A 22,702-nucleotide genomic window follows, 5' to 3' on the forward strand; every position below is an offset into this window, starting at 1 on the left:
GCCACGAAATGCCCTCCACCACTTCCGATTTGCCCCGCCTGGCCGGCTGGACCGCTTTCGGCACCGGTCGGTCCGCGCCTCGACTATGTCCGTTAACGCACCACCGCACTCAGCGCCTGGCGCCGCGAGCCCCAAGTAATCGAGTTCATCCACCGGGCTCGAACCGAACTGGCATGGCCGCGTGAGCCTCGCTCTCGCGCCCTGTCGGGACACCACCAAACTGCGATCTCCTCATCCGCCGGTTCAGTCTTCATGGACCTTGAAGACGGCCAGTTTCGTCCAGTCCAATGGCCGCACGATCTCGGCGAGGCGGGTGAAGGGGTCCTCAGCGGGATACTGGAACCACACGACCAACAGTTCTGACTCACCGAAGCCCGCCGCAGACTCCGGGCGCCACATCGAGGTCAATCGGGCGTGGCAACGTACTCGGGGCAGCCACGAATCGACGTGGGCCGCCATGTCAGCCCGCATGCCGTCCAAACCATGAACATAGACGCCGTTCGTCTCGGCGACCTGTCGCTCGAGCTGCATCAGTCTGAACTTGCGATGCAGGTACGGCGTTCCCTCCAGCATCCCCTCGACGTCGTCCCAGAAGCGGAGTTCACGCAGGACGACGCGTACCTCTCCCGCTGGGAAGTCACGAAGGTCAGAAGTCCCAGGTGTCATGGCGCAAAGCCTACGCAGGCACCCGCCGATGACCGTCGAGGTTCTCACCCGATCGCGACGCACTGCGCGAAGCCGGAGCGCGCATGACGGGGCAACCCACAGCGTGGTGGGAGCATCGTGCGAGCCGCCGTTCCGGAATACCGCGCGAACGTACGGTGTCCCCGCGCGTCACCGGACGCCACCTACAGGCCTTCGCCACCGGCCTCGAACTCGACCGCTCAGCAGTCGACGCCCCACCACAACAAACCCATCGAAGAAGTCAACACCCACACCAAACGCATCATGCGGCAGACCCACGAGTCGGATTCGACCTCCTCCGCCACCGCATCCCTCTCCCGCGACGCTCACGAAGAGCTAGCACCAAAGTGAGGCAGAGCCGTTCGATCTACAGACCCTTCAGGGCCCCGGCGTATACGTATGAACCTGATTGAGATGCCTTTTTCTCTTCTTTGTCATGCTTTGAAGTGATTTACCAACAGCCCCTCGTTTCACCGTTCTGAGGTTGGTCTGGGTCTCAGGTGCAGTTGTCGGCTGGTGTTGCGTCTGGACGCGTCGGTCCGCCGGGGGGTACCGACGAAGCGGCCGGCGCGCCGCATCTGTGTGTGGGGGTTCGTCGTGCGGATGGGTCTTGCTGGCATTCTGGATCGTTATGGAGAGCACTGGCCGGGTCATCGTTGCGTCGTCTGGGCTTCCTGCCGATGTCTTCTCCGAGAAGTGCGCGACGCGGCAGGTTCTTGACCACATTGCGAGCAAGTGGACCGTCCTGATCGTTGACGCTCTCGGGGACGGGCCGCGGCGGCATGCTGAGTTGCGGCGGCGGGTTGAGGGGGTGACTCAGAAGATGCTCACGCAGACGCTGCGGCTCCTCGAAGCTGACGGGTTCGTCGAGCGCGCTGTCACGCCGACCGTGCCGCCCGAGGTCAGTTACGCCCTCACTCCGCTCGGGCAGAGTCTGCGCGAGCCCATTGCCGCGATCCGGTTGTGGACCGAGACGCACATCAACGAGATCGAACGCGCCCGCGCCGCCCGTACCGCGGGCGCATCTGGCTGACGCCGCTGAGGCTTCGGGGCGAGGGGCGGGGCGGGGCGGGGTCGGGCGAGGGGGCGGGCACTTCAAAGTGCCGTCTTACGAACGCCGCGCTGCTGTCCGAGGGTTGAGTCATCCCCCGGAAGCCTCTAGGCGAACTGGAGTACCACCATGGTTGCAGCGGCCCCCCGAGCCACCGTTCACGTCGGCGAGACCGCCATCACCTTCCTGCCCGACGGGCACGGATGGCTGAACCCCGACGTCCTCTTCCCGGCCAGCGCGCCCGACGGCTGGTCGACACACGCGGCGTTCCTCGATGACGCGGGCCGATTCCCGGTGAGCATCGGCGCGTTCCTCATCCGTACCGGGCGTCGCACGATCCTTGTCGATCTGGGGCTGGGGGACGTCGCGTTCGGTATCCCGGGCGTCGCCGACTTCCGCGGTGGCGGGCTGCTCGACAGCCTCGCCGAAGAAGGCCTGACTCCCGACGACATCGACACCGTCGTCTACACCCACCTACACCACGATCACGTCGGCTGGACGACCAACGTCGCGCCCGCCCCCAACGCCCCGGAGGGGCAACGCGTCACGGGCCTCACCTTCGCCGGTGCGCGGCACATGGTCGCCGAGGCCGAGTGGCGGCACTGGGCCGGTACGGACGACCCCGTCGGCCCGCACCCCTACGCCGTTCAGGCTTCTCTCGCCGAGTTGGTCGAGCATGTCGGTGACGGCGACGAAATAGCGCCGGGTGTACGCGTGTTGGCGACCCCGGGCCACACCCCCGGCCACATCAGCCTCGTCGTCACCGACCCCGCGGGCGCATCCCCCGACCGCCTCGTCATCCTCGGCGACGTGATGCACTGCCAGGTGCAAGTCACCGAGAGCTCCTGGAACTTCGCGTTCGACGTCGATCCCGGGCAGAGCGTCGCAACGCGCGAACTCCTGCTCAAGGAACTCGAAGACGAGCACACGGTGCTGGCCGGCGGCCACTTCGCCGGGCATGTGTTCGGCCGCGTCCTGCCGCCGAAGTCGGCCCGGGCGTGGCAGCGCGGACGCGTAGCGTGATCAGAGTTTGCGGATGAGGATGCGGCCGTTGTCGCCGTGGCTCGCTATCACGGTTTGGGCCGCATCGAATCTGATGATGTCGGTGCGGCCCGTACCGCCGTTGTCGGAACGGGAGTTGAAGGCGGCGTCGTAGTGGCGGGCGGCGACGTCCAGGACCGAGATGTCGCCGCGGCCGCCGACGACAAGGGTTGTACCGTCGGGTGAGAAGGCCCAACCGTGGCAGCGGGCCCAGCGGTCCGGGTTCCGGAGCGCCGGGCAGTACCAGGCGAGTTCGCCGGTCTCCAGGGCGTACGCGGCTGGGCCTTCGACGGCCTCGGAGTTGACGACGAGCCAGGTGTCGGCGGGGTCGAAGCCGACGGTGTACGGCCTGTCCTGCATCGGGAGACGCCGTACGAGCTGCCGCGCGTCGACGTCCCAGATCTCGATCTCGACGGTCCGCGGGGCGTCCTCGCTGTAGCGCGACCCCTGGACGAAGCACAGTGCCAGGAGCTTCCCGGACGGCGACAGGCCGGCGGCCCAGCATTCCGATGGCTGCCTGGCCGCGGAGGTCTGGAACAGTTCGTCGCCGTCAGGGTCGAGTACGCGGACGCTGTCGTCGCGGTCGAAGACCAACAGCCGTTCGCGCCGGGCGTCCCACTGCGGGCGGAGCCGGAACGGGTTGTAGTGCGCGGTCTTGAACTGCACGTAGGCGGCGAGCGTCCGCGTCCCACCGGAGGCGAGGTCGAGCAGCCGCGTCTCGCCGCCGACCGCGAAGACGACGCGCTCGGCGGCGACGTCGAACAGCACGGCGTGCGGCAGCGGTTGGGCGAGCTCGGGTGACGGCGGCACGGAGTGGACCAGGCGGCGGAGGTTCGTCGCGGCATCGATCACATGGATCTCCGCGGTGTTGGTGCTGTCGCGGAAGCCACCGGTCACGAGGGTCCTGGCGTCCGGCGACAGGTCGAACCCGCCGGTGCACCGCAGCGGCGCCTTGAGGTACAGCAGGGTGTCGCCGCGTACCGCCCCCGCGGGATCGACGACGTACGCGAACCCCTCCTGCATCTTCTTCCGCCGATACGCGTGAAACCCCTCCACCGCCTGGTCCGCGGTCGCGAAGTCCCGCACCGTCTCCCGCGGCCGACGCGCATCGGTCCACGTCTGGCACGTCAGCCGCACCCCGTCCGCCACCATCCGGCAAAACCTCGTCCGCGCGGGCTCGGACAACCTCAGCGTCATATCCAGAACCGTCATGCGCGCCGAGGCTATACGCCCGGTCGGACGCCGTCCCAGATGCCCCGAGATGCGGTCAGTGCTGTCGGCGGGCGACCAGGTCGCGATGCTTCGCCAGGAACGTGTCCCGGACATGGTGGCCGGGCGCGAGTCGCAGCGTGCCGAGGCTTTCCTGGTTCATTACGTGCCAGACGGAACGGTCATGGCGTATTTCCAAAGCCAGTCCGTCGAAGAGTGCGTGGTGGTTAGGACAAAGGCACAGCAGGTTTTCGGGAATGTCTGGGCCATTGTGGGGCTTGCCCAGCGGGACTATGTGGGCGCCCTGCACCTTGTGTCCCATAGGGGTTTCAAGGCGGAGACCACAAACCTGACAACGATGATCATGCAGTTGCTTGACCTTTTCGGCCAGCAGCGAGTCGCGGCGTATCCGATAGGACGTGCGCGTCGTCCGCCCTGGGGTGTCGTTGCCCGTCGGCAGGGGTAGGCGCCCGATCTCAACAGTATCGGCGGGAGCTCCGACTACAGGATCCTGTTCCGGGAGCTTTACCAATTCGTAGCGCCAGATGAGGAATCCGTCTCTACCGGCTTCCGACCATGACCGGGCGACCGCGAAGAGTCCGTCGTAGCGGTAGCCCGAGGGAGGTGAGAACGCCACGTCCGGCACGTGACCGCGCACAACACGTACGGGTAGGTTGAGGGCCTGGCTCTGCAAGAGTGCGGCGTTTCCCTTAGTCAGGACCTGGTCTGCTACTTGGCGGCCGTTGGCAGGGTTGCGGCCGCCCTCGCCGGTGTAGATGATCACGTCGCCGTGGTCCACGTCGTCTTGGTATCCCCCGGAAACCACGATCGATTCGGCACCTTCCGCAGCCCGGCCGCAGATTCCGGCCTGCAACTGACGGTGCACTTTGGCTTCCCGAACGGCGGCACGACTAACAAACATCTGGCCAACATGAACTCCGGCGATCGGGCCGAAGAACCCGTTGTCGCTTCGATTTTCGAGTCGCGCCATCAGGAGGGCTCCACAAAATGGTCAATGATGGGAACGTTTGGGCGGGATGAGTCGCGCGTGCGGAAGCGCACGAGTTCGCGTCCCGCTCCCTGGGCAACGACGGGTGGGATCAACGCAAATCCCATGACCACTTTAGTTGGGTCGATGGTGCCGGCAACGACCAGTTCCGCGGGGTCCTGCTCCACGATCGGATAGAGGACGACCGCACCGCGCCTCGGCCGTGCCAACCGGTCTGCGCTCTCGTCACCCACGCTCTCCGGAGCACCAGCGATGCGGTACGCAGCCTGACGATGCTCGGGGTTCATGATCGCGCCAAACAACGGATAGCGACGACGGTTTCGGCGGGCCAACGGCAGCGGGCGCGCGCCGAGGATCGAAGCTTCAGTACGTCCTTGGGCGGACTGCCCCGGCAACAGCAGCACCCAGTCGTCCACTTGCCCTGGTGTCTCACCCAACTCCTCAAGGTAGGCAAGGTGTGGCGAGAACGTGGTGGGGTCCCACCACCTCAAGTCGCTCATGACAGCGAGGAGTTGCTGGTGTCCTACTGCCCCGTAGAAGGCGTGGTAGTGGCGAGGACGTTCACCAACGTAGTTGGGCTTGTAGAAAAACTCCGCGGCTTCAGGCGCCAACAGGTCAAGCAGCGGACGCCAGAGCGCCGTGTTGTGCTTGAGGTCCGCAGCCTTCAGTGGGTAACCGGTGGGCTCGACGCGCCGCCCTGGGGAGCGCACGACTACCAACTCCGCGTTGTACATCTTGTTGGCACCCGTGGGCTTGAGCCAGGGCAAGTGTTGGGCAACGAGCGGTGGGACTTGGGCGGGGGTGACCTGCGGCTTGCCATCGACGAGTTCGGCGTACTTGTGCAGTTCCTCGCGAAAGGCTTCCTCGTCGCGACAGATCGCCTCGAAGGCGTCGTAGAGGTCGACGGTTTGTCTGCCGAAGGCTTCGGAGCGACCGATGAAGAGGCGTACGAGGTCGCGGTAGCCACGGCGGAAGCCGAACCAACGACCCATCTGCATCAGAGTGTCGGCCTGGGCGGTGGTGCGTCGGTAGTAGGTGACCGTCAGACCCTCGACCGTGAATCCGCGCGACAGCTTCGTTCCACCGACAAGGATTTTCCAGATGGACCGCTTGTCGAAGTCGGCGGCGCCCTTCTCCACGTCCTGGTCGCCGTTGACGGTAATGACCGGGCCGCCGTCGCCGCTGATGCGTACAAGCACCGGCCCAAGACAAGGGATGAGTTCGTCGAAGGTGTCAGGTACGGCCTGACCGGCGGCGTGGTGGGTGGACACCGGCTTCAGGTCAGAGGCAAACAGGGCGCGAAGGCGCTGGTGACCCGCCTCGCCCATGTAAGCGGATTCGTACCACATCTTGGTGAGCCGCTTGGACAGTTCCCGATGCTCCGCGACGCGCACGGACTGGTGTACCAACATCGTGTGGTGTCGGAAGTAGTCGTTACCGAGCCCGTGCTGCTCGCGAAAGAGCTTGACGGCTCCGGTGAGGACGTACATGTCCAAGGCCTGTTGCAGGAAAACGTCATCGGATTCGTCGCCGACAGTGATGCCTCGCACGTGCGCTGCCTCTTGAGAGTTCGCGATCGCGCGTTCCTCTGGCGGGACGTCGGAGTCGAGGTCGTGGAAATCCCGGACACCCATATACCCGTCGGGGCGTTGCAGAGAGATGATGAAGTCCTTCGGGAAGATGTCCACCGCGTCGGACGGGTCGATGAACACGTTGGCGAAGGGTGTGGCAGTGTAGCCCACGTACTGTGCGCGCGGAAGTTGGGCCAGCAACTGTGCGATCAGGCCGTTGATGGCGGTACGTTCCGCCTTGCCTTCCTGCCACTTCTTCGGGTTGGACGTGTTGACGGACGCCTGATCCGACTCATCGTCGATGATCAGCACCGGGATCTGATCCAGCGGAGTATGGATCTTCCTCAGATCCTTGAGCAACTTCTCCAGAACGATCTTGTTCTTCTTGACCACCATCAGCCGCGCCTTGCTGGCGTGCAGGTTGTCCGAATGGAACAACGGCTTGTGTGGATACTTCTTCTCGAACTCCAGGGCGGATATCCCTTGTTGGAGCCGCTTGTAGTCGTAGTCGCGTGTGGTCAGGCGTTCGATGTCGAAGTGATGCAGCAGCGAGGGAAGTCCACCGTGCTTAAGGAACTTGCCCTGATGCCACTCGGGATCGTCGCCATAGTCCAAGTCCTCCAGGGCTTCCGGATCGTTGCGGTCCCGTCCGCGCAGGATGTTCTCTTCGCCAACGAGTTCCATGTCCAGCCGCCTTTGGGTCTGACCGCGCAGGAGATTGAGCGTTCCACCCAGGACGATGATCAGCCTGTAGCCGGCGTCCATGGCCTTGGCCACCACACCTGTGAAGTTGGCCGTCTTGCCACTCTGGACGTAACCCACGACCAGGCCTTTGGATTGGTACGCCTCAGGCTGTGACGGATTCGCCAGGCGCTCCACCACCTTCGTCGTTGCATCGTCGAGCGAGGCGACAGCCTCCGGCTTCCAGCCCTTGTTGAGCAGCAGGCCGCGGTACGCGGGCCAGTACCAGCCCTCTCGCCGCGCGTCGTACCACGGGCTGAACTCGTCGCTGATGACGGTCGGTCCATCCTCAACTGCCACCGGTGCAATGGCGTCCAGCACTTCGGCGGTCCGGGGTTCGACGTCCAGCAACTTGTAGGTATGCGAGCGACGTTCGAGCGTGCGTGGGGGTGCGTCCGTCCACGTCGCCTCGCTGGCGAAGTCCCACTCGGCGAGGATGTGTCGCCACAACAGACTGAGTTCGTCCCCGGCGCGAGCCTCGAATAGCCTTTGGCGCAGCACCGACTCGCTGAGATCCGGAACGAAGTCGAAGTCCTCGGCCGCGAATTCCAAGGCTCGCGCCAACGGCCGCGGCTTGCGTTTCATCGCGCCCAACGCGGCCTGATGCACGAACAGCAGCGTGTCACTCATGCGACGAACTCCCCTTGCTGCGAGGCGGAAAGCAACTGGGCAACCTCACTCGTCGCACATGCGAGGTTGTCGACATCAATGCGGTACGTCACGTCAACGAGGTGAGAGCGCACCTCAGGCGGCAGCGCGAGGAGATCCGGCGTCAGCCTCGGGAACCTCCCATCGACAACGTACGCGGCCGGCCGCGTGCGCAAGGCCCATGACTCTTCGTCCGCCTGTTCACGATCGTCCAATCTCCCGTAGGCGATCAGTCGTCCCTCGAAATGGTCACGCTCCGCCGGAGCCTCCGCGTCGATCTGCGCCCGCAAGGCGGCGATGCAGCTTGTCAAGGTGCGTCCAGATGCTCCGCCGCGAGTGAATTGAAGTGAGCAGAGCAGCAGTTCACGATCCCCCGTGGTTGCGAGTTGCGTAAGCCCCGAAATGCGGTGCACGCGCCGCTCGGACGCTGTGGTCTTGACCTCGATGTCCACGTCTGGAAGCCCGAAATCGTGCTCCTCATCGGCGCTCCCCCGCCAGGACTTCACCGCCAACTGCCAGCCGTACCCCGCGGCAAGGCGTTCCAGCACAAACAATTCCCCCAGCAGCCCAAGTTCCTGCGTGAGCGATCGGGTCCGCGCGCGGGTTAGCAGTTCGTTCCACGACCGAACCGTGGCTCCCCACGCAGCGACTGGGTTCGCACCCGAGCGCACCCGTTCGGCGACACCCGACAGCAAGTCGTGGAAATCCCGGTACAGTTCCCGCTCGACAGTCGAGATCTCCATGAACCTCTTGCCCCCTTGCACCACCTTCGCAAGTTTGACAGCGGCTAGGGGCGATGTTGGGAGGCGCATCTCGGCGTCGACCTCGACCCGCAGTCCGATGCGTTCCCCGTCACTACCGACGAAGTACTCGACGTGAGGATCCTTCGTGTCCACGGGTATTCGCCGAGGTTCGCCGACGTCGATGCAATGCGAGATCTCCGCCCACGCCCCGTAGGACCCGGTCATGTCGTACGCCCTTCCCGACAACGCGTCGACGCTCATGCGCCGTTTCGCTCCGCTTCGCTCTGTGCGGCGGCCACCAGAATCGCCTGCCAGAGAGCCAGGTTGTCCTTCTCGCGTGAACCTTGCATCTCAGACTCGAAGACCTTGTGCAACAGCAGGTAAAGCAGGCTCTTGAGCACGGGAAGGTCGTTGAGCCCCGCCGACCGACCAGCCAGCAGAGCCGGGCGGTACTTCTGGTTGAGGTAGACGACGTGATCCTCGCGGTCCAGGTCGAAGAAGGCATCCGAGTCGAAGCGCCGCCAGCGCATCGAAATCGGCTCCTCACCGTCCAGAAACGGGAGTTCGGCGTCAATCGCCTTGCGCAAGTCTGGGTCGAAGCCCTTCCCGGGTGGGATCACTGACTTGCGTTCCGGACCACGCCTCTTGCGCGCCTCGCGGTACGTCGTCTCGGCGTCCGCCAAGAACTCCGCAAACGCCCGCTGTTGCGCGTCCTCGGCGGCCTCGATCGCAACGGCGAACTCCGGCGACGCCTCGACACCGGCCTTCTTGACGGTCAGTCGGAAGACGTCGCCGTATTCCTTCGGCAGATCCACCGCGATGCGCGCAAGCGACAGGTGCTGCTCCGGTTGTCGGAAGCCGTTCCAACCGCCGGCCTGGACCAACCGATTATTGCGGTAAAAATAGAAGCCTTGACGGTCAAGCACCGTTCCAAGTCCGCGGTACTCCGGCATGCTCGACTTCGCCGGCCAGATATGGGCGGAGATGGGGAGTTCGCCGACTGTCGGTAGATGGGCCTGGAACTGCCTGGGATACTCGGCACGTCCGGGCATCGGGTAGCCGAACGGGTCGAGCGGTTCGACTCCGTACTCCATGTAGACGATGCCGGAACGCACGTCCTCAACCGCGATCGTAATGTTGAAGTCCGGCTGGTCCAGGAAGCGGTGCAGATATAGGCCCAGGTGGAGTCCGAGCTTGTCGATGACGCGATGCAGGTACCGATCCGTCTGCGCCAGGTCGCCGTGCTTGGGGAAGTCTTTAACGCCGTCCCAGCGAACGACCGTTCCCTGCCAGGTGATCGGACGCTCCGCGTAGCGGTCAAGCAGCGCCTGCGCGTACTTGGCATCCACGATGTCGCACAGGAAGTCGGTGCGCGCCTGTTCCATTCGCCAACGACGTCCGATAGGGCGGCTGCGCTTCGTCTTGGTGACGACGGTGAGCGACGTAGCGTGACTCAAGGAGGCGGACTTGAGGCCCGTACCGAACATGCCGAGCTTGTCGGCACCGTAATCACGTCGGCCACCCACCGTCATCGCTACGTCAAGGGCCTCCTCGTTCATCCCGGCGCCGTCGTCAACAACCAACAGACTGACCAGGAAGTCGCCGTCGCGGAGGAAGTGAATGACCACATCCTTGGCTCCCGCGTCGATCGAGTTGTCGACGAGGTCCGCGATGGCGACTTCGAAGCCGTACCCCTGGCTCGTCAACGCATCCACGTAGCGGGGATCTGGTGGCAGTTGCTTAGAACCGGATGTCGGTACGTCGAATTGCCAGTCGGTCATGCCCCACCCCGGTGTCAGACCACGCACCCCCGCGCGGTCGCGCCTCACATGTGTCGGCTCCGAGGATATGGAGCCAGTACCACCGGCCGCGACGGGACCGGACAATCTCGTTGGAGTGCCTGGCCGCAGCAGTCAACGGCGACGGCCGCCGGCTGACTCACGAACCGTACGTGTCGATGTAGGTGCGGACGGCTTCGTGGAGGGTGGTTGGGGGGAGGTCGAGGTGTTCGAGGATGGTGTAGCGGCCGGGGCGGGTGTTGGGGGCGTGGTGGAGGACGTCGACGAACTGGGCTTCGGTGAGGCCGAGTTGGGCGGGGACTATGGGGAGGTTGTGGCGGTCCAGGCAGGTGGCGAGGCGGGTGGCGAGGTCGGTGTCGCCGCGGAGGTGGCTGGCGAAGACGGCGCCGAGGCCGACTTGTTCGCCGTGGAGACCGTCGAGGCCGGGGTGGAGGAGGTCGACGGCGTGCGAGATCTCGTGGCAGGCGCCGCTGCACGGGCGGGTGGTGCCGGCGACGGACATGGCGAGGCCGGACATGACCAGGCCCTCGGCGAGGGTGGCGAGGAAGGCTTCGTCGTCGGCGTCCTGGGGGCGGTTGAGGAGGGCTTCGGCGGCGGTACGGGCGAAGGCGGCGGCCAGGCCGTCCAGGTCCTCGCCGGTGTGCTCGGCGGAGAGTTCCCAGTCGGCGAGGGCGGAGAGGTTGGAGAGGGCCTCGCCGATGCCGGAGCGTACGAAGCGGATCGGGGACGTACGGATGACGTCCAGGTCGACGACGAGGGCGATGGGCATGGGGACGCCGTACGAGCCGCGCCCCGACTCGTTGTCGAGGATGCTCACCGGCGACGCGATGCCGTCGTGCGCGAGGTTGGTGGCGACCGCGACCATGGGCAGGCCGACGCGCGAGGCGGCGTACTTCGTCGCGTCGAGCACCCGTCCGCCGCCGACGCCGACGACCGCGTCGTAGTTCCCCTTGGTCAGCCGCGCCGCGAGGTCGACCGCCGAGTCGAGGGTGCCGCCGCGGATCGGGAACCAGTCGGCCGCGGGCATCGAGGCCGCGAGCCGGTCGCGCAGCCGCGCGCCCGAGCCGTCGCTGACCACCAGCGCCAGGCGTCCGGACGTCGACACCCGGCGGTCGCTGAGGATCGCCCCGAGGTCTTCGAGCGCCCCGGGCCGGATGTCGACCGTGAGCGGCGCCGACACGAGCCGCGTCAGTACCGGCACGCGATCTCCCGGAGGTGGTTCGGGGCTTCGGGTGCGCCGGTGCGGGTCGGGGCGGTGGGCGGCGTCGTGGGGGCGGATGTGGGGAGGGGATCGAGGCGCGGGTTCACGGTCGCCTCGACGCGTGGGGTCGCGGTGCCGTGGTCGGGGCGCCGTGAGCGGTGGCGGGGGCTTTCCTGCGGGGCGCCATCGGTTGCAAGTGGAGACGGCGGCCTGTGCCTGCTGCGAGGATGCGGCCGGTCATGCACTGTCTCCTGCTTCTCGTGGTTCTCGATTGCGGTCACTCGGGCGCATGGAACGCGCACGTCGGACCTCGGGAGACAGCGGCGCTGTGGCGCCGGTCACGCAAAACAGGGCCGTGCCACGGCATCGGGCGCCGCCGGGGCCCTCACGTTCGAAAACGTGTGCGCCTAGTTGAACACACGGTGAACAGCCGAAGCCAGTCCGATGCAGACGGCTGCTCCACCGCCTGGGCCAACCCGCTGCGCCAAGCGGCCCGGCGGCCTTCCATCTGCCGTTAGCCTGGACCGATGAGTTGGCTGGTCACCGGCGGCGCCGGGTACATCGGCGCGCACGTCGTGCGCTCACTGCGGTCCGACGGGTTCGACGTGGTCGTGCTCGACGACCTCTCGACCGGCTCCGCCGACCGGGTGCCCGACGGCGTGCCGCTCGTGGTCGGATCGGTCCTCGATCGTGTGCTGCTCGACACCGTGCTGAAGAACCATGCGGTCAACGGGGTCGTGCACATCGCCGGGAAGAAGCGCGTCGACGAGTCGGTGGCCCGGCCGCTGTACTACTACGAGGAGAACGTCGAGGGCCTGCGCACACTGCTGGCCGCCGTCGTGGATGCGGGTGTGCAGCGCTTCGTGTTCTCCTCCAGCGCCGCCGTCTACGGCACGCCGGACACCGACCTGGTCGACGAGGGCTCTGCCTGCCTGCCCGTCAACCCGTACGGCGAGAGCAAGCTCGCCGGCGAATGGCTGATCCGGGCGACTGCCGCGGCGCACGGCATCGCCTATGTGTCGCTCCGCTACTTCAACGTCGCCGGCGCGGGCGCGCCCGAATTGGCCGACCCCGGCGTCTTCAACCTCGTGCCCATGGTCTTCGAGCGCCTGCGCGCGGGCGCGGCGCCGCTCATCTTCGGCGACGACTACCCGACCCCTGACGGGACGTGTGTGCGCGACTACATCCACGTGCAGGACGTCGCCGACGCGCACACGGCCGCCGCCGGCCGCCTGCTCGCCGACCCCGATGCGGGACTGACACTCAACGTCGGCCGTGGAGAAGGCACTTCGGTCCGCGCGATGATCGAACTGATCCTCGCCGAGGTGGGGAGCGAGGACGTGGCGGCCGTTGTTCGGCCCCGGCGGCCTGGGGATCCGGCGCGGGTGGTGGCGTCCGCGGAGCGGATCGGGCGCGAATTGGGATTCAAGGCTCGTTATGGCGTCCAGGACATGGTCGCCTCGGCGTGGCGTGCCCGCGCGGCGGTGGCGCACCCAGTCACGTAGCGGCGGCGCGGCCGGCCTTCGCGGTCAGCGGGAACCTCAGGAGCCTGCTGCGAGGGCTACTGCCACGGCCAGGACTGCCACGAGGGCTATCAGGGCGTAGAGGAGGGTTCGCGGGAAGGGGGTTGAGGTGGGAGGCGGGGTGGTTGGGGGTGGGGTGGGGAGTGGGGGACGGGGTGGGGGGAGGTTGAAGGGGTCTTGGCCGGTGGCTCGGGTTCGGGTACACCAGGGGCAGGTGGTGAGGTGGAAGCCGTAGGTGTGGCGGGGGCGGGCGGGGCAGGTCTCGACGCGGGAGCGTTCGCTGTCGAGGGCGCGGAGCCAGTCCTCGGCGGAGGGGCGGGAGTCGGGCTGGTGGACGCCGGGGCCGAAGGCCTGGCGGGCGAGGGCCAGGAGTGAGGGCGGCAGGACGGTGGGCTCGATCATGTTGCGCGGGGTCGTGACGGCCTCCGGGTGGACGACGTAGGAGCAACTGGCCGCGATGTTGTCCTTGATGGTGCTGTCGCTGCTGCTGCCGTGCGGTACGCCGCCGAAGGGGTGGTTGCCGACGGTCAGCAACTGGTAGATGAGGACGGCGAGGGCGAAGTTGTCGGTGTGCCGGGTGGCGGGGCCGCCGGCCTGGCGTTCCGGGGCGGAGTAGTCGGCGGTCTGCATGAGGGCCGGGAAGTGCTCGCCGCTGGCCGGGTCGGTGAAGGCGATGGAGTCGCAGTCGAGCAGGGTGACGAAGCCGTTGCCGTCGACCACGATGTTGTTGCTGGAGAAGTCGCCGATGACCAGACCCTCGTGGTGCATGCGGGCGGTCATGAAGGCGAGGTTCCAGCAGACGCCGAGCAGGAACCGCCAGTCGGTCCGCGGCGGGAAGCAGCGCAGGCGCTGGGCGCGGGTGAACAGGCCGATGAGCGGTACGTGTTCGGGTTCGCCGAAGCGGCGCATGGCGTAGCCGAGGAATTCGCCGTCGACGCCGCGCACCACGGCGGTGGGCCAGGCGAGTTCGGGCGGCTGGGAGGTGTTGGTGGGCCGTCCGCCGAGCGGGGTCAGGTTGAGCATGCGTTCGACGCGGCGCTCCTGGTCGGGGCCCTGCGGTTCGCGGTAGAGCTTCACGACGGTGCCGGGGCGGTCCGCGAGGGGGTACACGGCCGCCTGGCCGCCGCCCTTGGGGGCGACGCCGCTGCTGAGCACCACTTCGTCGTCGCCCACGCGCAAGCGTCGTTCGGTCGTCACGGGCGCATCACCGGCACGTCCCGCACGGCTCGCAGCAGGGTCTTGTCGTCGGCGTTCAGCGCGGTGAGACGGTCCGAGCGCAGGAGGGTGGCGAGGGCGTCCTCGTCCGCCCGCGGGTCGGGTCCGGGGTTGTCGAGGGAGCGGAAGACGGCGGTCGCGAAGGACTTGTTCGGGTCGATCGCGCGTCCGCCGAACCACGAGATCGCGGCCTGCGCCAGGCCGTCCGTGGACAGCAGGACGCCGTTCGCCTCCGGGTCGAGGACGCATTCGGTGTGGAACCGGCGCGGCGCGTCACGGGACGTCAGGAACACGGTCTCGTTGCTGTATTCGCTCACCGCCTCGGGCTGCGGCAGCAGGTGGTAGAGCGGGGTGCCGCCGTCGGAACCGGCGCGGAGGATTACGAAGCCGTCGCCGACGCTCGCGTACCCGATCCAGGTCGGGGCGAGCACGACGACGGTGAGCGTGGTGGCGAAGTCGTCGGGGCGGCCGCCGTTTTCGCCGGTCCGGCGCAGGAACTCGTCGCGGACCTCCAGGAAGGTGTCGCCGAGTAGTTCGTGTGCGGCCCGGCCGTCCACTGCCGTGGCACCCGTGCTGTTCGCGAACAGATGTGCGGTGCGCACGCGTTCGGCGAAGTAGGCGGTGGCCAGGTGTACCGCCAACTGCGAACCCTCGTCGGAGCGCGGTCGGCTGCCCGCGCCGTCCGCGACCGCCAGCACCACCACGCGGGCGTGTTCGGGTCCCGTCGCGGCCTCGGCCCATGCGTCCTGACACGGCACGCCCTCTCGCCGGTGCCGGTAACCCTCGACGCTGATGCCGTGCGTACGCCACAGGCTGCCCTGCCCGCGCGGCCCCATCAGGGCTCCCACGCGGAGCGCTGGGTGCGGAACTGGTGGAAGATCTTCTCGAACACCTCGTCGCCCGCGCCCTTTTGCTCGGCGTTCGCGCTCGCCGACATCATCGCCAGCAGCTCGCGGAACGGGAAACCCTGCAACTGCGCGTGGAACGCCGGTGCGAGCGCCCGCAGTACGTCCAGGCCCTGCGGGGTGATACCGCCGACGCCGATCGCGTACAGCCGGAAGTGCCGCTTCTCCTGCTCGTCGGCCAGAACCGGCACCAACCGCTGCCAGGTGTCGGTGAGTTGCCCCTGTGTGTCGGTCGGCAGGCCGTCGGTCATGAGGCAGATCTGCGGGCGGTAGTACTGGAGTCCGGCCTGTCGCAGCTCCTGTTTGCGGGCCGCGACGATTTGCATGGCCAGTTCGACGGCCTCGGTCAGCAGCGTCACACCGGTCGCCGCCAAGTGCGGTGCCTGAAACTGGTGGGCCGGGACGAACGGCGTCCCGGGCTGGCCGGGCGGGATCGCGTGCGGCCCGCGCCAGGCGGCAACTCCCGTACCGCCGAAGGTGATGACCGCGACCTCGACGCTCGCGCTCAGGCTGACGTCGTCGTGCAGCTCGCGCGCCCACTGGCCGAGCGCCTCGTTGAGCGTCGCGATGGGCGCGCCACCCATCGAACTCGACGTGTCCAGGCACAGGACGAGCGGCAGGCGCTGCGCGTTGTTCTCGAAGTCGATGTCGGCGTACGCGTCTTGCGGCGCCGCCTGCTGTCGGGGCACGGGGGCGTCCTGCGGCACCGACCGTCCCCAGCGATTGCCGGGCAAGGTACGACCCCCTCAGTTCTTTCCCCGCCGCGCCGACGCCCGGACGGCCGGCAGGGCCCCGGACTGGGCGGCGAAGGTTTCGACGGATTCCCCCACAGCCGGCGGATCGCCGGTGTCCGCCCAGGTGGCACGGACGAGGCAGCGGTCGAGTTCGACATATCCCTGCGGGTGCAGGCTGGTGCGCACGGTCGCGGTACGCGTCGGGCCGCCGGGCCGGACGCGGCCCGAGGACGGCGCTCCCGCGGTCGGTCGGGTCGGGGGCGCCGGTGTCGCGGTGGTCGCGGTGGCGGCCGTGGCGACAGACGTGTTCGCGGCGGTGGCCGTGGCGGTGGCCGTGTATACCTCCGGCCCGCCGCCGTAGGCACGTTGCGCGGCGAGGCGGCGCCGTACGGGCACCGCGAGCGCGAGCACGACGGCGAGTGCGAGGACGGGGAGGACGAGCGTCCAGGCCGGTACTCCCCCGTCACCGCCGCCGGTGTTCCGGGTGGGCAGCATCAGCACGGCGCCGTTCTCCTGCGCGTGCCGGTCGGCGACGAGCTGGTCCCCCGGCAGCCCCTCGGGCGGTGCGGCGCCCAGCAGTTCGCATATCTCGGTACAGCCTCCCGCCGACCTGAGCAGCATGACCGTGGCCGGGTCGAGGCGGGCGACCGAGCTGTCGCGTGCGACGACGCGGCTCGACGGGTCGGCGGCGAGGGCGAACAGCAGACTCCCGCCCACGCCGCTGTTGCCGCTCGGCAGCACGACCGCGAACCGGCCCCCGGCGAATGCCTTTTGGGCCTCGCGGACGTCCGTGGCGTCCAGGCTCACCAGCCCCAGCGGGCGCGTGAGCGTGACCACGACGGCGCCCGTGCGCGAGGACCGCGCCGCCTCGGCGAGGCAGCGCAGCGCGGGCTTGTCGAGCTGCGCGGGGGCTCCCGCGGCGCATCCGTCGGGAAGCACGATGCCGGGCGGGTCGGCGGAGTTCGCGACGGCCGTCGACCGGGCCGTCGGAGACAGGCCGAGAAGCAGCACGGCACTCGCGACCGCGGCCGAATTCCGCACTCGCGTCCAGGTCATGCGCGCCCCCACCCCATGAGGAATGCCGCATTCTATCGGCGTGCGGTTCAGAGCCGGAACAATTCCTGGCAGCGCGTGAACAACGTCCTCCCGTGCTCCACCCAACGCGTCGCCAGCGCGTCGAAATCGGGTTGGGTGAGGCGGCAGGAGAGCGGCAGCGTGCAGGTTCCGGCGATACAGGGGTGCGGACCGCGTACGTCCCACACCGACAGCATGGGCACCAACTGCTCGGTGTTCCAGGCGTTTGCGGCGGCCGCGGCGGTGGCCAACTGGTCGTGGCGGAGCGTACGGCCGTTGGTCATGAACGCGACCAGGAGGCTCGACGTCGTCATGAACCGTACGGTCAAAAGGCGTTCGGTCGACGGGATGTCGAACTCCAGGGTCACCGAGACGGTGTCGGCGGTCGTGCGCAGTTGGTGCCGGACGGCCCAACGGTCCAGCAGCACACGCCAGTCCGAGCCGAGCAGGTGCACCTGCGGCCGACTGTGCTCAACGTCCGGCACGGGTCATCGCCTCGACGATCATCTCGCCGGTCAGCCCGGCGTCCAGCAGCGTCTGCGCGTGCAGGGTGAGGCACGAGGCCGTGGGCCCCGGCGTCCCGGCGTGGCCGGACGGCGGCAGCGCGTGCACCCGCAGCGTCTCGGCCACGGCGGGGAAGGGCCAGGCGCCGGCGCGGATGGCCTGTTCGGCGCTCGAACCGGGGCTTGAACCGGCGCTCGCACCGGGGCCTGAACCGGCGGTGCCTGCGCTGCTCTTGGCAGAGCCCGGGTGCGAATCGTGGTTGTTTTGTTCGGACTTGGGCCCACCGTCGGCGAACGCCCGGGAATCGGCGAGAAGTTCCGTGAGCATGTCGTCCAGGTTCGGACGCTCGGCGGGCTCCTTGGCGAGGCACCGCCGGATCAGATCACGCAATCCGTCGGGGGCTCCGTCGAGTTCGGGTTCCCCGTGGACGAGCCGGTACAAGTGGCCTTCGCCTCCCGGGAAGGGCTGCCCGCCCGTGGCGGCGAACAGCAGGACGCCGCCGAGCGAGAAAAGGTCGGTCGACGGCCCCACCACCATGCCGGTGATCTGCTCCGGCGACATGAACGCCGGGGTGCCGAGCACGATTCCGCTCCGCGTGAGCCCCGCGGCGCCGAGCATGCGCGAGATGCCGAAGTCGATGACGCGGGGACCGTCGGGAGCGAGCAGGACGTTCGACGGCTTGAGGTCGCGGTGGACGACACCCGCCGCGTGGATCGCCCGCAGTGCCTCCGCCAACCCAGCGCCCAGCAACCGGACTTGCGGTTCGGGGAGTGGTCCGTTGCGGGCCACCTCCTCGGCCAGCGACGGGCCGGGAACGTAGACCGTGGCCAGCCACGGCGGGTCGCCCTGGGTGTCCGCGTCGACGACGGCCGCGGTGAAGAGTCCGCCGACGGCCCGCGCGGCGTCGACCTCGCGCTCGAAGCGGTCCCGGAACTCGGGCTCCATGGCCAGTTCTGGGCGCACGACCTTGACCGCCACCATGCGGCCGGTCGGCGAACGTCCCAGGTACACCCACCCCATGCCGCCGGAGCCGAGCCGTCCGACGATCTGGTACGGCCCCACCCGCTGCGGATCGCTCAACGGCGTCCTCACGCTGCCTCCCTCCCCTGGGTCGTGCCTTCAAATTCCCGCCGGTCCCGCGACGCCGGGCCTTGACGGCCCTCCCAAGCCAAACCCAGGCCGAGCCGCGGGCCGGGCCTTGCGAGCGCACACACCACGACCCGCGGGCTATCCGACGGTAATTTGAGGACACTCCCTAGCCCGCCCCCGCACGGCAGTCGCCTGGTGCCGGACGCCCGCATAAGGATTGTCCCGGGAAAGGACGCCTCCCGGTAAGCAAACCGGCGAGACCGCCCCCACCGGGGGTGTCGACGCGGCCGAAGGCGACCCGCCGGTGCGCGATCGGCCCTTCCCCGTCAGCCCTTCCCCGTCAGCCCGTCCCGGTCAGCTCGTCCCAGCCCTTCCCGATCAGCCCTTCCACGGCGGCGTGAGCCCCCAGTCCCACCGCGGCATGGGGGTCTGCGGGAGCGGCGGCGGGTTCGAACCGGAGTAGATGATCGCCATGCGCGTGCCCCACTCCAGGTAGTACGCCAGCACGCCGCGGAACTCCGGATCGTCCGGCAGCCCGACCTCGTCCGCTGTGTCGACGAGCAGGGCGACCCAGCGCCGCCGCTGGGTCTCGGTGATCCCCCGGCCGAGGTGCATGGACGCCATGTGCTGGTGGCCGCCGTGTTCGGTGCTGTAGACCTCGGGGCCGCCGAACACCTCGCCGAGCCAGGCGGCGACGTGTTGCGCGTGGTGCGCATCCATCCCGGCGAACACCGGTGCGAGCACCTCGTCTTCGGCGACGCGCTCGTAGAAACGGGTGAACAGCCGGTCGAGCGCCTCGGCGCCGCCGGCCCACTCGAACAACGTGGGGTTGGACCCGCCGGTTCCGACGACGTCGGTCACCTCGTAGTGGCGCATTTCCTGGATGTTCGAGAAGTACGGCTTGATCTCGGCGAAGAACGCGGGGAAGTGCTCGCCCTTCCGGAAGCCCTCCAGATGGTCGGGGGCGGACGTCCAGCGGATGCGCAGCACGTAGGAGCCAGGCTCCTCGGTACAGCGCGACAGCTCGTAGTCGGCACATTGCGGCGCCGCGCGCAATGAGGCGGCTGCACGGCCGTACGCGGCCTCGAACGCCGCGGCGTCGGACTCGGGGATGGTGTAGCGGATGTACTCGACAATCATGCTCGCGCCCCTGGGCTCGAAGACGGGTTTTCCCGCCCCAACGACCCTACGCCGAGGGATGATTCCCCACGCGCGCGAGGCATAGGGCGTGGGCGACGGGGGGCGGGCCGCGAGGCGCGGGCGGGCGGGCGGGGGCAAGGGGGGACGCGCGGACGCGACGCGCGAGCGGGGGGTGACCGCGGACGCGACGCCGTGCGAACACGCACGCGCGTTGGCGAGCAGAGCGGGGGCGCGTGCTCCCGGGTTGCGCAAGCGCGGCGCGATGCGGCAACACGGCAGCCGGCGTGCGTCAGTGGGTCGGGCGTGAGGTGGCCGCCGTACAGGGTGGGCACGGCCGCCCGGCGCGACGCAGGCGCGGGGGCAATGCGGTCGTGGGCGCAGGCGCTGGTACCGCGCGACGCCGGCCCGGCGCGACGCAGGTGTAAGGCTGGTGCCTAGCAACGCGGGCGCAGGGTAACGCGGGCTAACGCGGGCGCGGCGCAACGCAGGCGCGGAGTAGCGCGGGCGCAACGCAGGCGCGGGGCAACGCAAGCGCAGGCGCGGGGCAATGTTGGCGCGGGGCAAGGCGGGCGCACGTGACGCTGGCGCCGCGCAACGCAGGCGCGGCGCAACGCAAGCGCAGGCGCAGGGCAACGTTCGCGCGGGGCAAGGCGGGCGCAGGCGTGACGCTGGCGCCGCGCAACGCGGGCGCAGGCGCGGGGGCGACACTGGTGCCGCGCAACGCGGGCGCGGGGGCGGGCGCGGCGCGACGCAGGCGCGGGGGCGACACTGGTGCCGCGCGGTGCGGGGGTGCAAGGGAGCCTGGGCGTGGCGCGCGCTCCGCGGTTGGCGCGACGGGGCCAGTGCAGGGGCAGCACCGGAGCGACGCGGCGCGAGCACCGCCACACCCGGCGGATTGTCGCTTTTGCCGCTTTTGTTGAACTTGATAGCTGTGACGTTACGCACCCTCACATACCAGCCCAATCCCACAAGACCCTTGGTACCTCTGGCGTTCGGTCCAGATACCAGGACATCCACGGACTTTCTCCAGGTTTACAAATCGACCCTCCGGCCGCACGATCATGCTTCGCGGGTTCGGGGCCCGCCTCCCACGCGACCGCGAGCTGCGGGCGCGTGCCTTCGCGTACATCTTCGGAGACGGACCCATGGCCCCCACCGTCGTGCTCCCGCGCGCCCAGGAACAGCCGGGGTTGCGCGCGCGGCTGCGACCCAAGCGCCGCCATCAGCGTTCGCTCCCCCAGGCCGAGCCCTCCCGCATGCGCATCACCGCGCTGGTGCCCGCGCACAACGAGGAAGCGCAGATAGCCGAGACGATCGAATCGCTGCTGATGCAGCAACGTCCGCCCGAGCGCATCATCGTCGTCGCCGACAACTGCACCGACCGCACCGCCGAGATCGCCCGTTCGCTCGGTGCCGAGGTGCGCCACACGGTCGGCAACCGGCACAAGAAGGCCGGTGCGCTCAACCAGGTCCTCGACGGCCTGTTGCCGACCCTCGGCGCCGACGACGCCGTCCTGGTCATGGACGCCGACTCCGCGCTCGGCCCCGAGTTCCTGAGCCACGGCCTCGACACCCTCGCCGAGGGCCGGTACGCCGCCGTCGGCGGCACCTTCACCGGCAAGCCCGGCGGCGGGTTCGTCGGCATGTTGCAGCGCAACGAATACGCCCGCTACGCGCGCGACGTCCAGCGCCTGCAAGGCCGCGCCCTCGTCCTCACCGGCACCGCGACGCTCTTCCGCGCGCTCACCCTCCACGAGGTCGTCGCCGCCCGCGCCGACGGCGGACTCCCCGGCAACGCACACGTCTACGACACGCGCGTGCTCACGGAGGACAACGAACTCACCCTCGCGATCCTGCACTTGGGCCTGCGCATCATCTGCCCGCCGCAGTGCGCGCTGGAGACCGAGGTCATGGAGACCTGGCGCGACCTGTTCAACCAGCGGCTGCGCTGGAAGCGCGGCGCACTGGAGAACCTCACCGACTACGGCTGGACGTACGTCACCCGCGCCTACTGGGGACGCCAACTCCTGTCGCTTGTCGGCCTATTGGTGATCGCAATTTACCTGGGCTCGGTCGCGTACGCCCTCGTCGCCGACGGCGGCCTGCTGGTCCGCCCGCTGTGGCTGGCCGTGACCCTGATCTTCGCCCTGGAGCGGTGCGTCACCGTACGCCGCCGGGGCCCCGCGCAGATGGCGCTCGCCGCCGTGATCGTGGTCGAGATGGCCTTCGACCTGTACCTCCAGGCAGCCCAGGGCAAGGCGTTCTGGGACGCCGTCCGCAACAAGGAAAGGAAGTGGTGACCGATGTACAACGCCAGCACCGGAGTCGCGGCGGGAGGAACCGCAGGGAGCCTCGCCGCCACCGGCGTCAATGTCGTGTGGGCGCTCGTGGCCGCGTTCACGCTGTTCAGCGCGGGCCTCGCGCTCAAGCGGATCGCCCCCGCCCGCAAGTCCCGCTGACCCGCCCGCGCGTGGCGGCGCCCGTCGCCGCCCGCGCGTGCCGTCCACGATCGGGGAGGAACACCGTGGTCCGTCCGGGCTCCGGACTGCGGCGCCGGTGCGCGGCCGTGCGCGCGGCGGCCGGTATCGCCGCCGCTGCGGCGATCCCCGCGCAGGCCGACGACTCGGCGACGCCCGCGCGGGCGACCGCCGGGCCTGGGGCCGTGCCGTGGCCGGGGACGACGTACCACGCGGTGGCGGCACGCTGGTAGGCGGCGGACGCGGGGATTCCACCGTCGGTCGGCGGTCCACCGCAAAGACCGGGCCGTCGCCGGTGTACGCGGAAGCAACTCGCGCGGTCTCGAACCCGGTCGTCCTTCCGC

20 protein-coding genes are annotated in these 22,702 nt (G+C 68.7%); 6 read left to right on the plus strand and 14 right to left on the minus strand.

Annotation, left to right across the window (positions count from 1 at the left end; translation table 11 throughout):
- Positions 1–243: 243 nt before the first annotated feature.
- Entirely contained in the window at positions 244–666 is a 423-nt protein-coding gene (locus tag ACRX5S_RS27380; RefSeq protein ID WP_436775768.1) for a hypothetical protein, read from the minus strand.
- Positions 667–1,294: 628 nt separating this feature from the next.
- On the opposite strand from ACRX5S_RS27380, the gene ACRX5S_RS27385 reads away from it, so the two are divergent.
- Both ACRX5S_RS27385 and ACRX5S_RS27390 read left to right on the plus strand, forming a co-directional pair.
- Entirely contained in the window at positions 1,295–1,717 is a 423-nt protein-coding gene (locus ACRX5S_RS27385) for a winged helix-turn-helix transcriptional regulator (RefSeq protein WP_436775769.1), read from the plus strand.
- A gap of 147 nt (positions 1,718–1,864) precedes the next feature.
- Positions 1,865–2,758: an MBL fold metallo-hydrolase gene (locus ACRX5S_RS27390; protein ID WP_436775770.1), complete on the plus strand. Its 894-nt coding sequence runs from the start codon at positions 1,865–1,867 to the stop codon at positions 2,756–2,758.
- Here the strand turns inward: ACRX5S_RS27390 and ACRX5S_RS27395 are convergent, their stop codons facing one another.
- From ACRX5S_RS27395 to ACRX5S_RS27420, 6 genes are all read right to left on the minus strand, one after another.
- Positions 2,759–3,988 carry a WD40 repeat domain-containing protein gene (locus ACRX5S_RS27395; protein WP_436775771.1) on the minus strand — a complete coding sequence of 410 codons (1,230 nt, stop codon included), beginning with the start codon at positions 3,986–3,988 and terminating at the stop codon, positions 2,759–2,761.
- A gap of 55 nt (positions 3,989–4,043) precedes the next feature.
- Positions 4,044–4,976 carry a YDG/SRA domain-containing protein gene (locus tag ACRX5S_RS27400; RefSeq protein WP_436775772.1) on the minus strand — a complete coding sequence of 311 codons (933 nt, stop codon included), beginning with the start codon at positions 4,974–4,976 and terminating at the stop codon, positions 4,044–4,046.
- On the minus strand, positions 4,976–7,936 hold the full coding sequence (locus tag ACRX5S_RS27405; protein ID WP_436775773.1) for a Z1 domain-containing protein: 2,961 nt from the start codon (positions 7,934–7,936) through the stop codon (positions 4,976–4,978). Before ACRX5S_RS27405 ends, ACRX5S_RS27400 begins: the two co-directional genes overlap by 1 nt.
- A complete protein-coding gene (locus tag ACRX5S_RS27410) occupies positions 7,933–8,958 on the minus strand; it encodes a PD-(D/E)XK motif protein (protein ID WP_436775774.1) in 1,026 nt (341 codons plus the stop codon). The genes ACRX5S_RS27405 and ACRX5S_RS27410 overlap by 4 nt, the downstream gene beginning before the upstream one ends.
- The gene (locus tag ACRX5S_RS27415; protein WP_436775775.1) at positions 8,955–10,478 is read right to left on the minus strand and encodes an ATP-binding protein; all 1,524 of its coding nucleotides are present in this window, start codon (positions 10,476–10,478) and stop codon (positions 8,955–8,957) included. Before ACRX5S_RS27415 ends, ACRX5S_RS27410 begins: the two co-directional genes overlap by 4 nt.
- Before the next feature lie 157 nt (positions 10,479–10,635).
- The gene (locus tag ACRX5S_RS27420) at positions 10,636–11,697 is read right to left on the minus strand and encodes an iron-containing alcohol dehydrogenase family protein (protein WP_436775776.1); all 1,062 of its coding nucleotides are present in this window, start codon (positions 11,695–11,697) and stop codon (positions 10,636–10,638) included.
- A 527-nt stretch (positions 11,698–12,224) separates the two neighbouring features.
- On the opposite strand from ACRX5S_RS27420, the gene galE reads away from it, so the two are divergent.
- Positions 12,225–13,202: a UDP-glucose 4-epimerase GalE gene (gene galE / locus ACRX5S_RS27425; RefSeq protein WP_436775777.1), complete on the plus strand. Its 978-nt coding sequence runs from the start codon at positions 12,225–12,227 to the stop codon at positions 13,200–13,202.
- Between the two features lie 36 nt (positions 13,203–13,238).
- Here the strand turns inward: galE and ACRX5S_RS27430 are convergent, their stop codons facing one another.
- The 7 genes from ACRX5S_RS27430 to ACRX5S_RS27460 all read right to left on the minus strand — a co-directional run bounded on the left by ACRX5S_RS27430 (position 13,239) and on the right by ACRX5S_RS27460 (position 19,881).
- Positions 13,239–14,417, minus strand: a complete 1,179-nt coding sequence (locus tag ACRX5S_RS27430; protein ID WP_436775778.1) for a protein kinase domain-containing protein — start codon at positions 14,415–14,417, stop codon at positions 13,239–13,241.
- Entirely contained in the window at positions 14,414–15,271 is an 858-nt protein-coding gene (locus tag ACRX5S_RS27435; RefSeq protein ID WP_436775779.1) for a PP2C family serine/threonine-protein phosphatase, read from the minus strand. The genes ACRX5S_RS27430 and ACRX5S_RS27435 overlap by 4 nt, the downstream gene beginning before the upstream one ends.
- The gene (locus tag ACRX5S_RS27440) at positions 15,271–16,029 is read right to left on the minus strand and encodes a vWA domain-containing protein (protein WP_436775780.1); all 759 of its coding nucleotides are present in this window, start codon (positions 16,027–16,029) and stop codon (positions 15,271–15,273) included. The genes ACRX5S_RS27435 and ACRX5S_RS27440 overlap by 1 nt, the downstream gene beginning before the upstream one ends.
- Before the next feature lie 57 nt (positions 16,030–16,086).
- Positions 16,087–17,130 carry a hypothetical protein gene (locus ACRX5S_RS27445; protein WP_436775781.1) on the minus strand — a complete coding sequence of 348 codons (1,044 nt, stop codon included), beginning with the start codon at positions 17,128–17,130 and terminating at the stop codon, positions 16,087–16,089.
- Between the two features lie 47 nt (positions 17,131–17,177).
- On the minus strand, positions 17,178–17,633 hold the full coding sequence (locus tag ACRX5S_RS27450) for a hypothetical protein (protein WP_436775782.1): 456 nt from the start codon (positions 17,631–17,633) through the stop codon (positions 17,178–17,180).
- Positions 17,620–18,744, minus strand: coding sequence for a serine/threonine-protein kinase (locus ACRX5S_RS27455; protein WP_436775783.1), 1,125 nt, complete (start codon positions 18,742–18,744; stop codon positions 17,620–17,622). Before ACRX5S_RS27455 ends, ACRX5S_RS27450 begins: the two co-directional genes overlap by 14 nt.
- A gap of 375 nt (positions 18,745–19,119) precedes the next feature.
- Positions 19,120–19,881 (minus strand): group II truncated hemoglobin, encoded by a 762-nt coding sequence (locus ACRX5S_RS27460; RefSeq protein WP_436775784.1) that lies wholly within the window; start codon positions 19,879–19,881, stop codon positions 19,120–19,122.
- 1,145 nt (positions 19,882–21,026) lie between these two features.
- On the opposite strand from ACRX5S_RS27460, the gene ACRX5S_RS27465 reads away from it, so the two are divergent.
- The 3 genes from ACRX5S_RS27465 to ACRX5S_RS27475 all read left to right on the plus strand — a co-directional run bounded on the left by ACRX5S_RS27465 (position 21,027) and on the right by ACRX5S_RS27475 (position 22,591).
- Positions 21,027–22,181 carry a glycosyltransferase gene (locus tag ACRX5S_RS27465; RefSeq protein WP_436775785.1) on the plus strand — a complete coding sequence of 385 codons (1,155 nt, stop codon included), beginning with the start codon at positions 21,027–21,029 and terminating at the stop codon, positions 22,179–22,181.
- Positions 22,182–22,184: 3 nt separating this feature from the next.
- Entirely contained in the window at positions 22,185–22,340 is a 156-nt protein-coding gene (locus ACRX5S_RS27470; protein WP_436775786.1) for a hypothetical protein, read from the plus strand.
- Between the two features lie 65 nt (positions 22,341–22,405).
- Positions 22,406–22,591: a hypothetical protein gene (locus ACRX5S_RS27475; RefSeq protein WP_436775787.1), complete on the plus strand. Its 186-nt coding sequence runs from the start codon at positions 22,406–22,408 to the stop codon at positions 22,589–22,591.
- Positions 22,592–22,702: the final 111 nt, after the last annotated feature.

Origin of the sequence: Yinghuangia sp. YIM S09857 (assembly GCF_051388915.1) — a bacterium.
Classification (GTDB): Bacteria; Actinomycetota; Actinomycetes; order Streptomycetales; family Streptomycetaceae; genus Yinghuangia.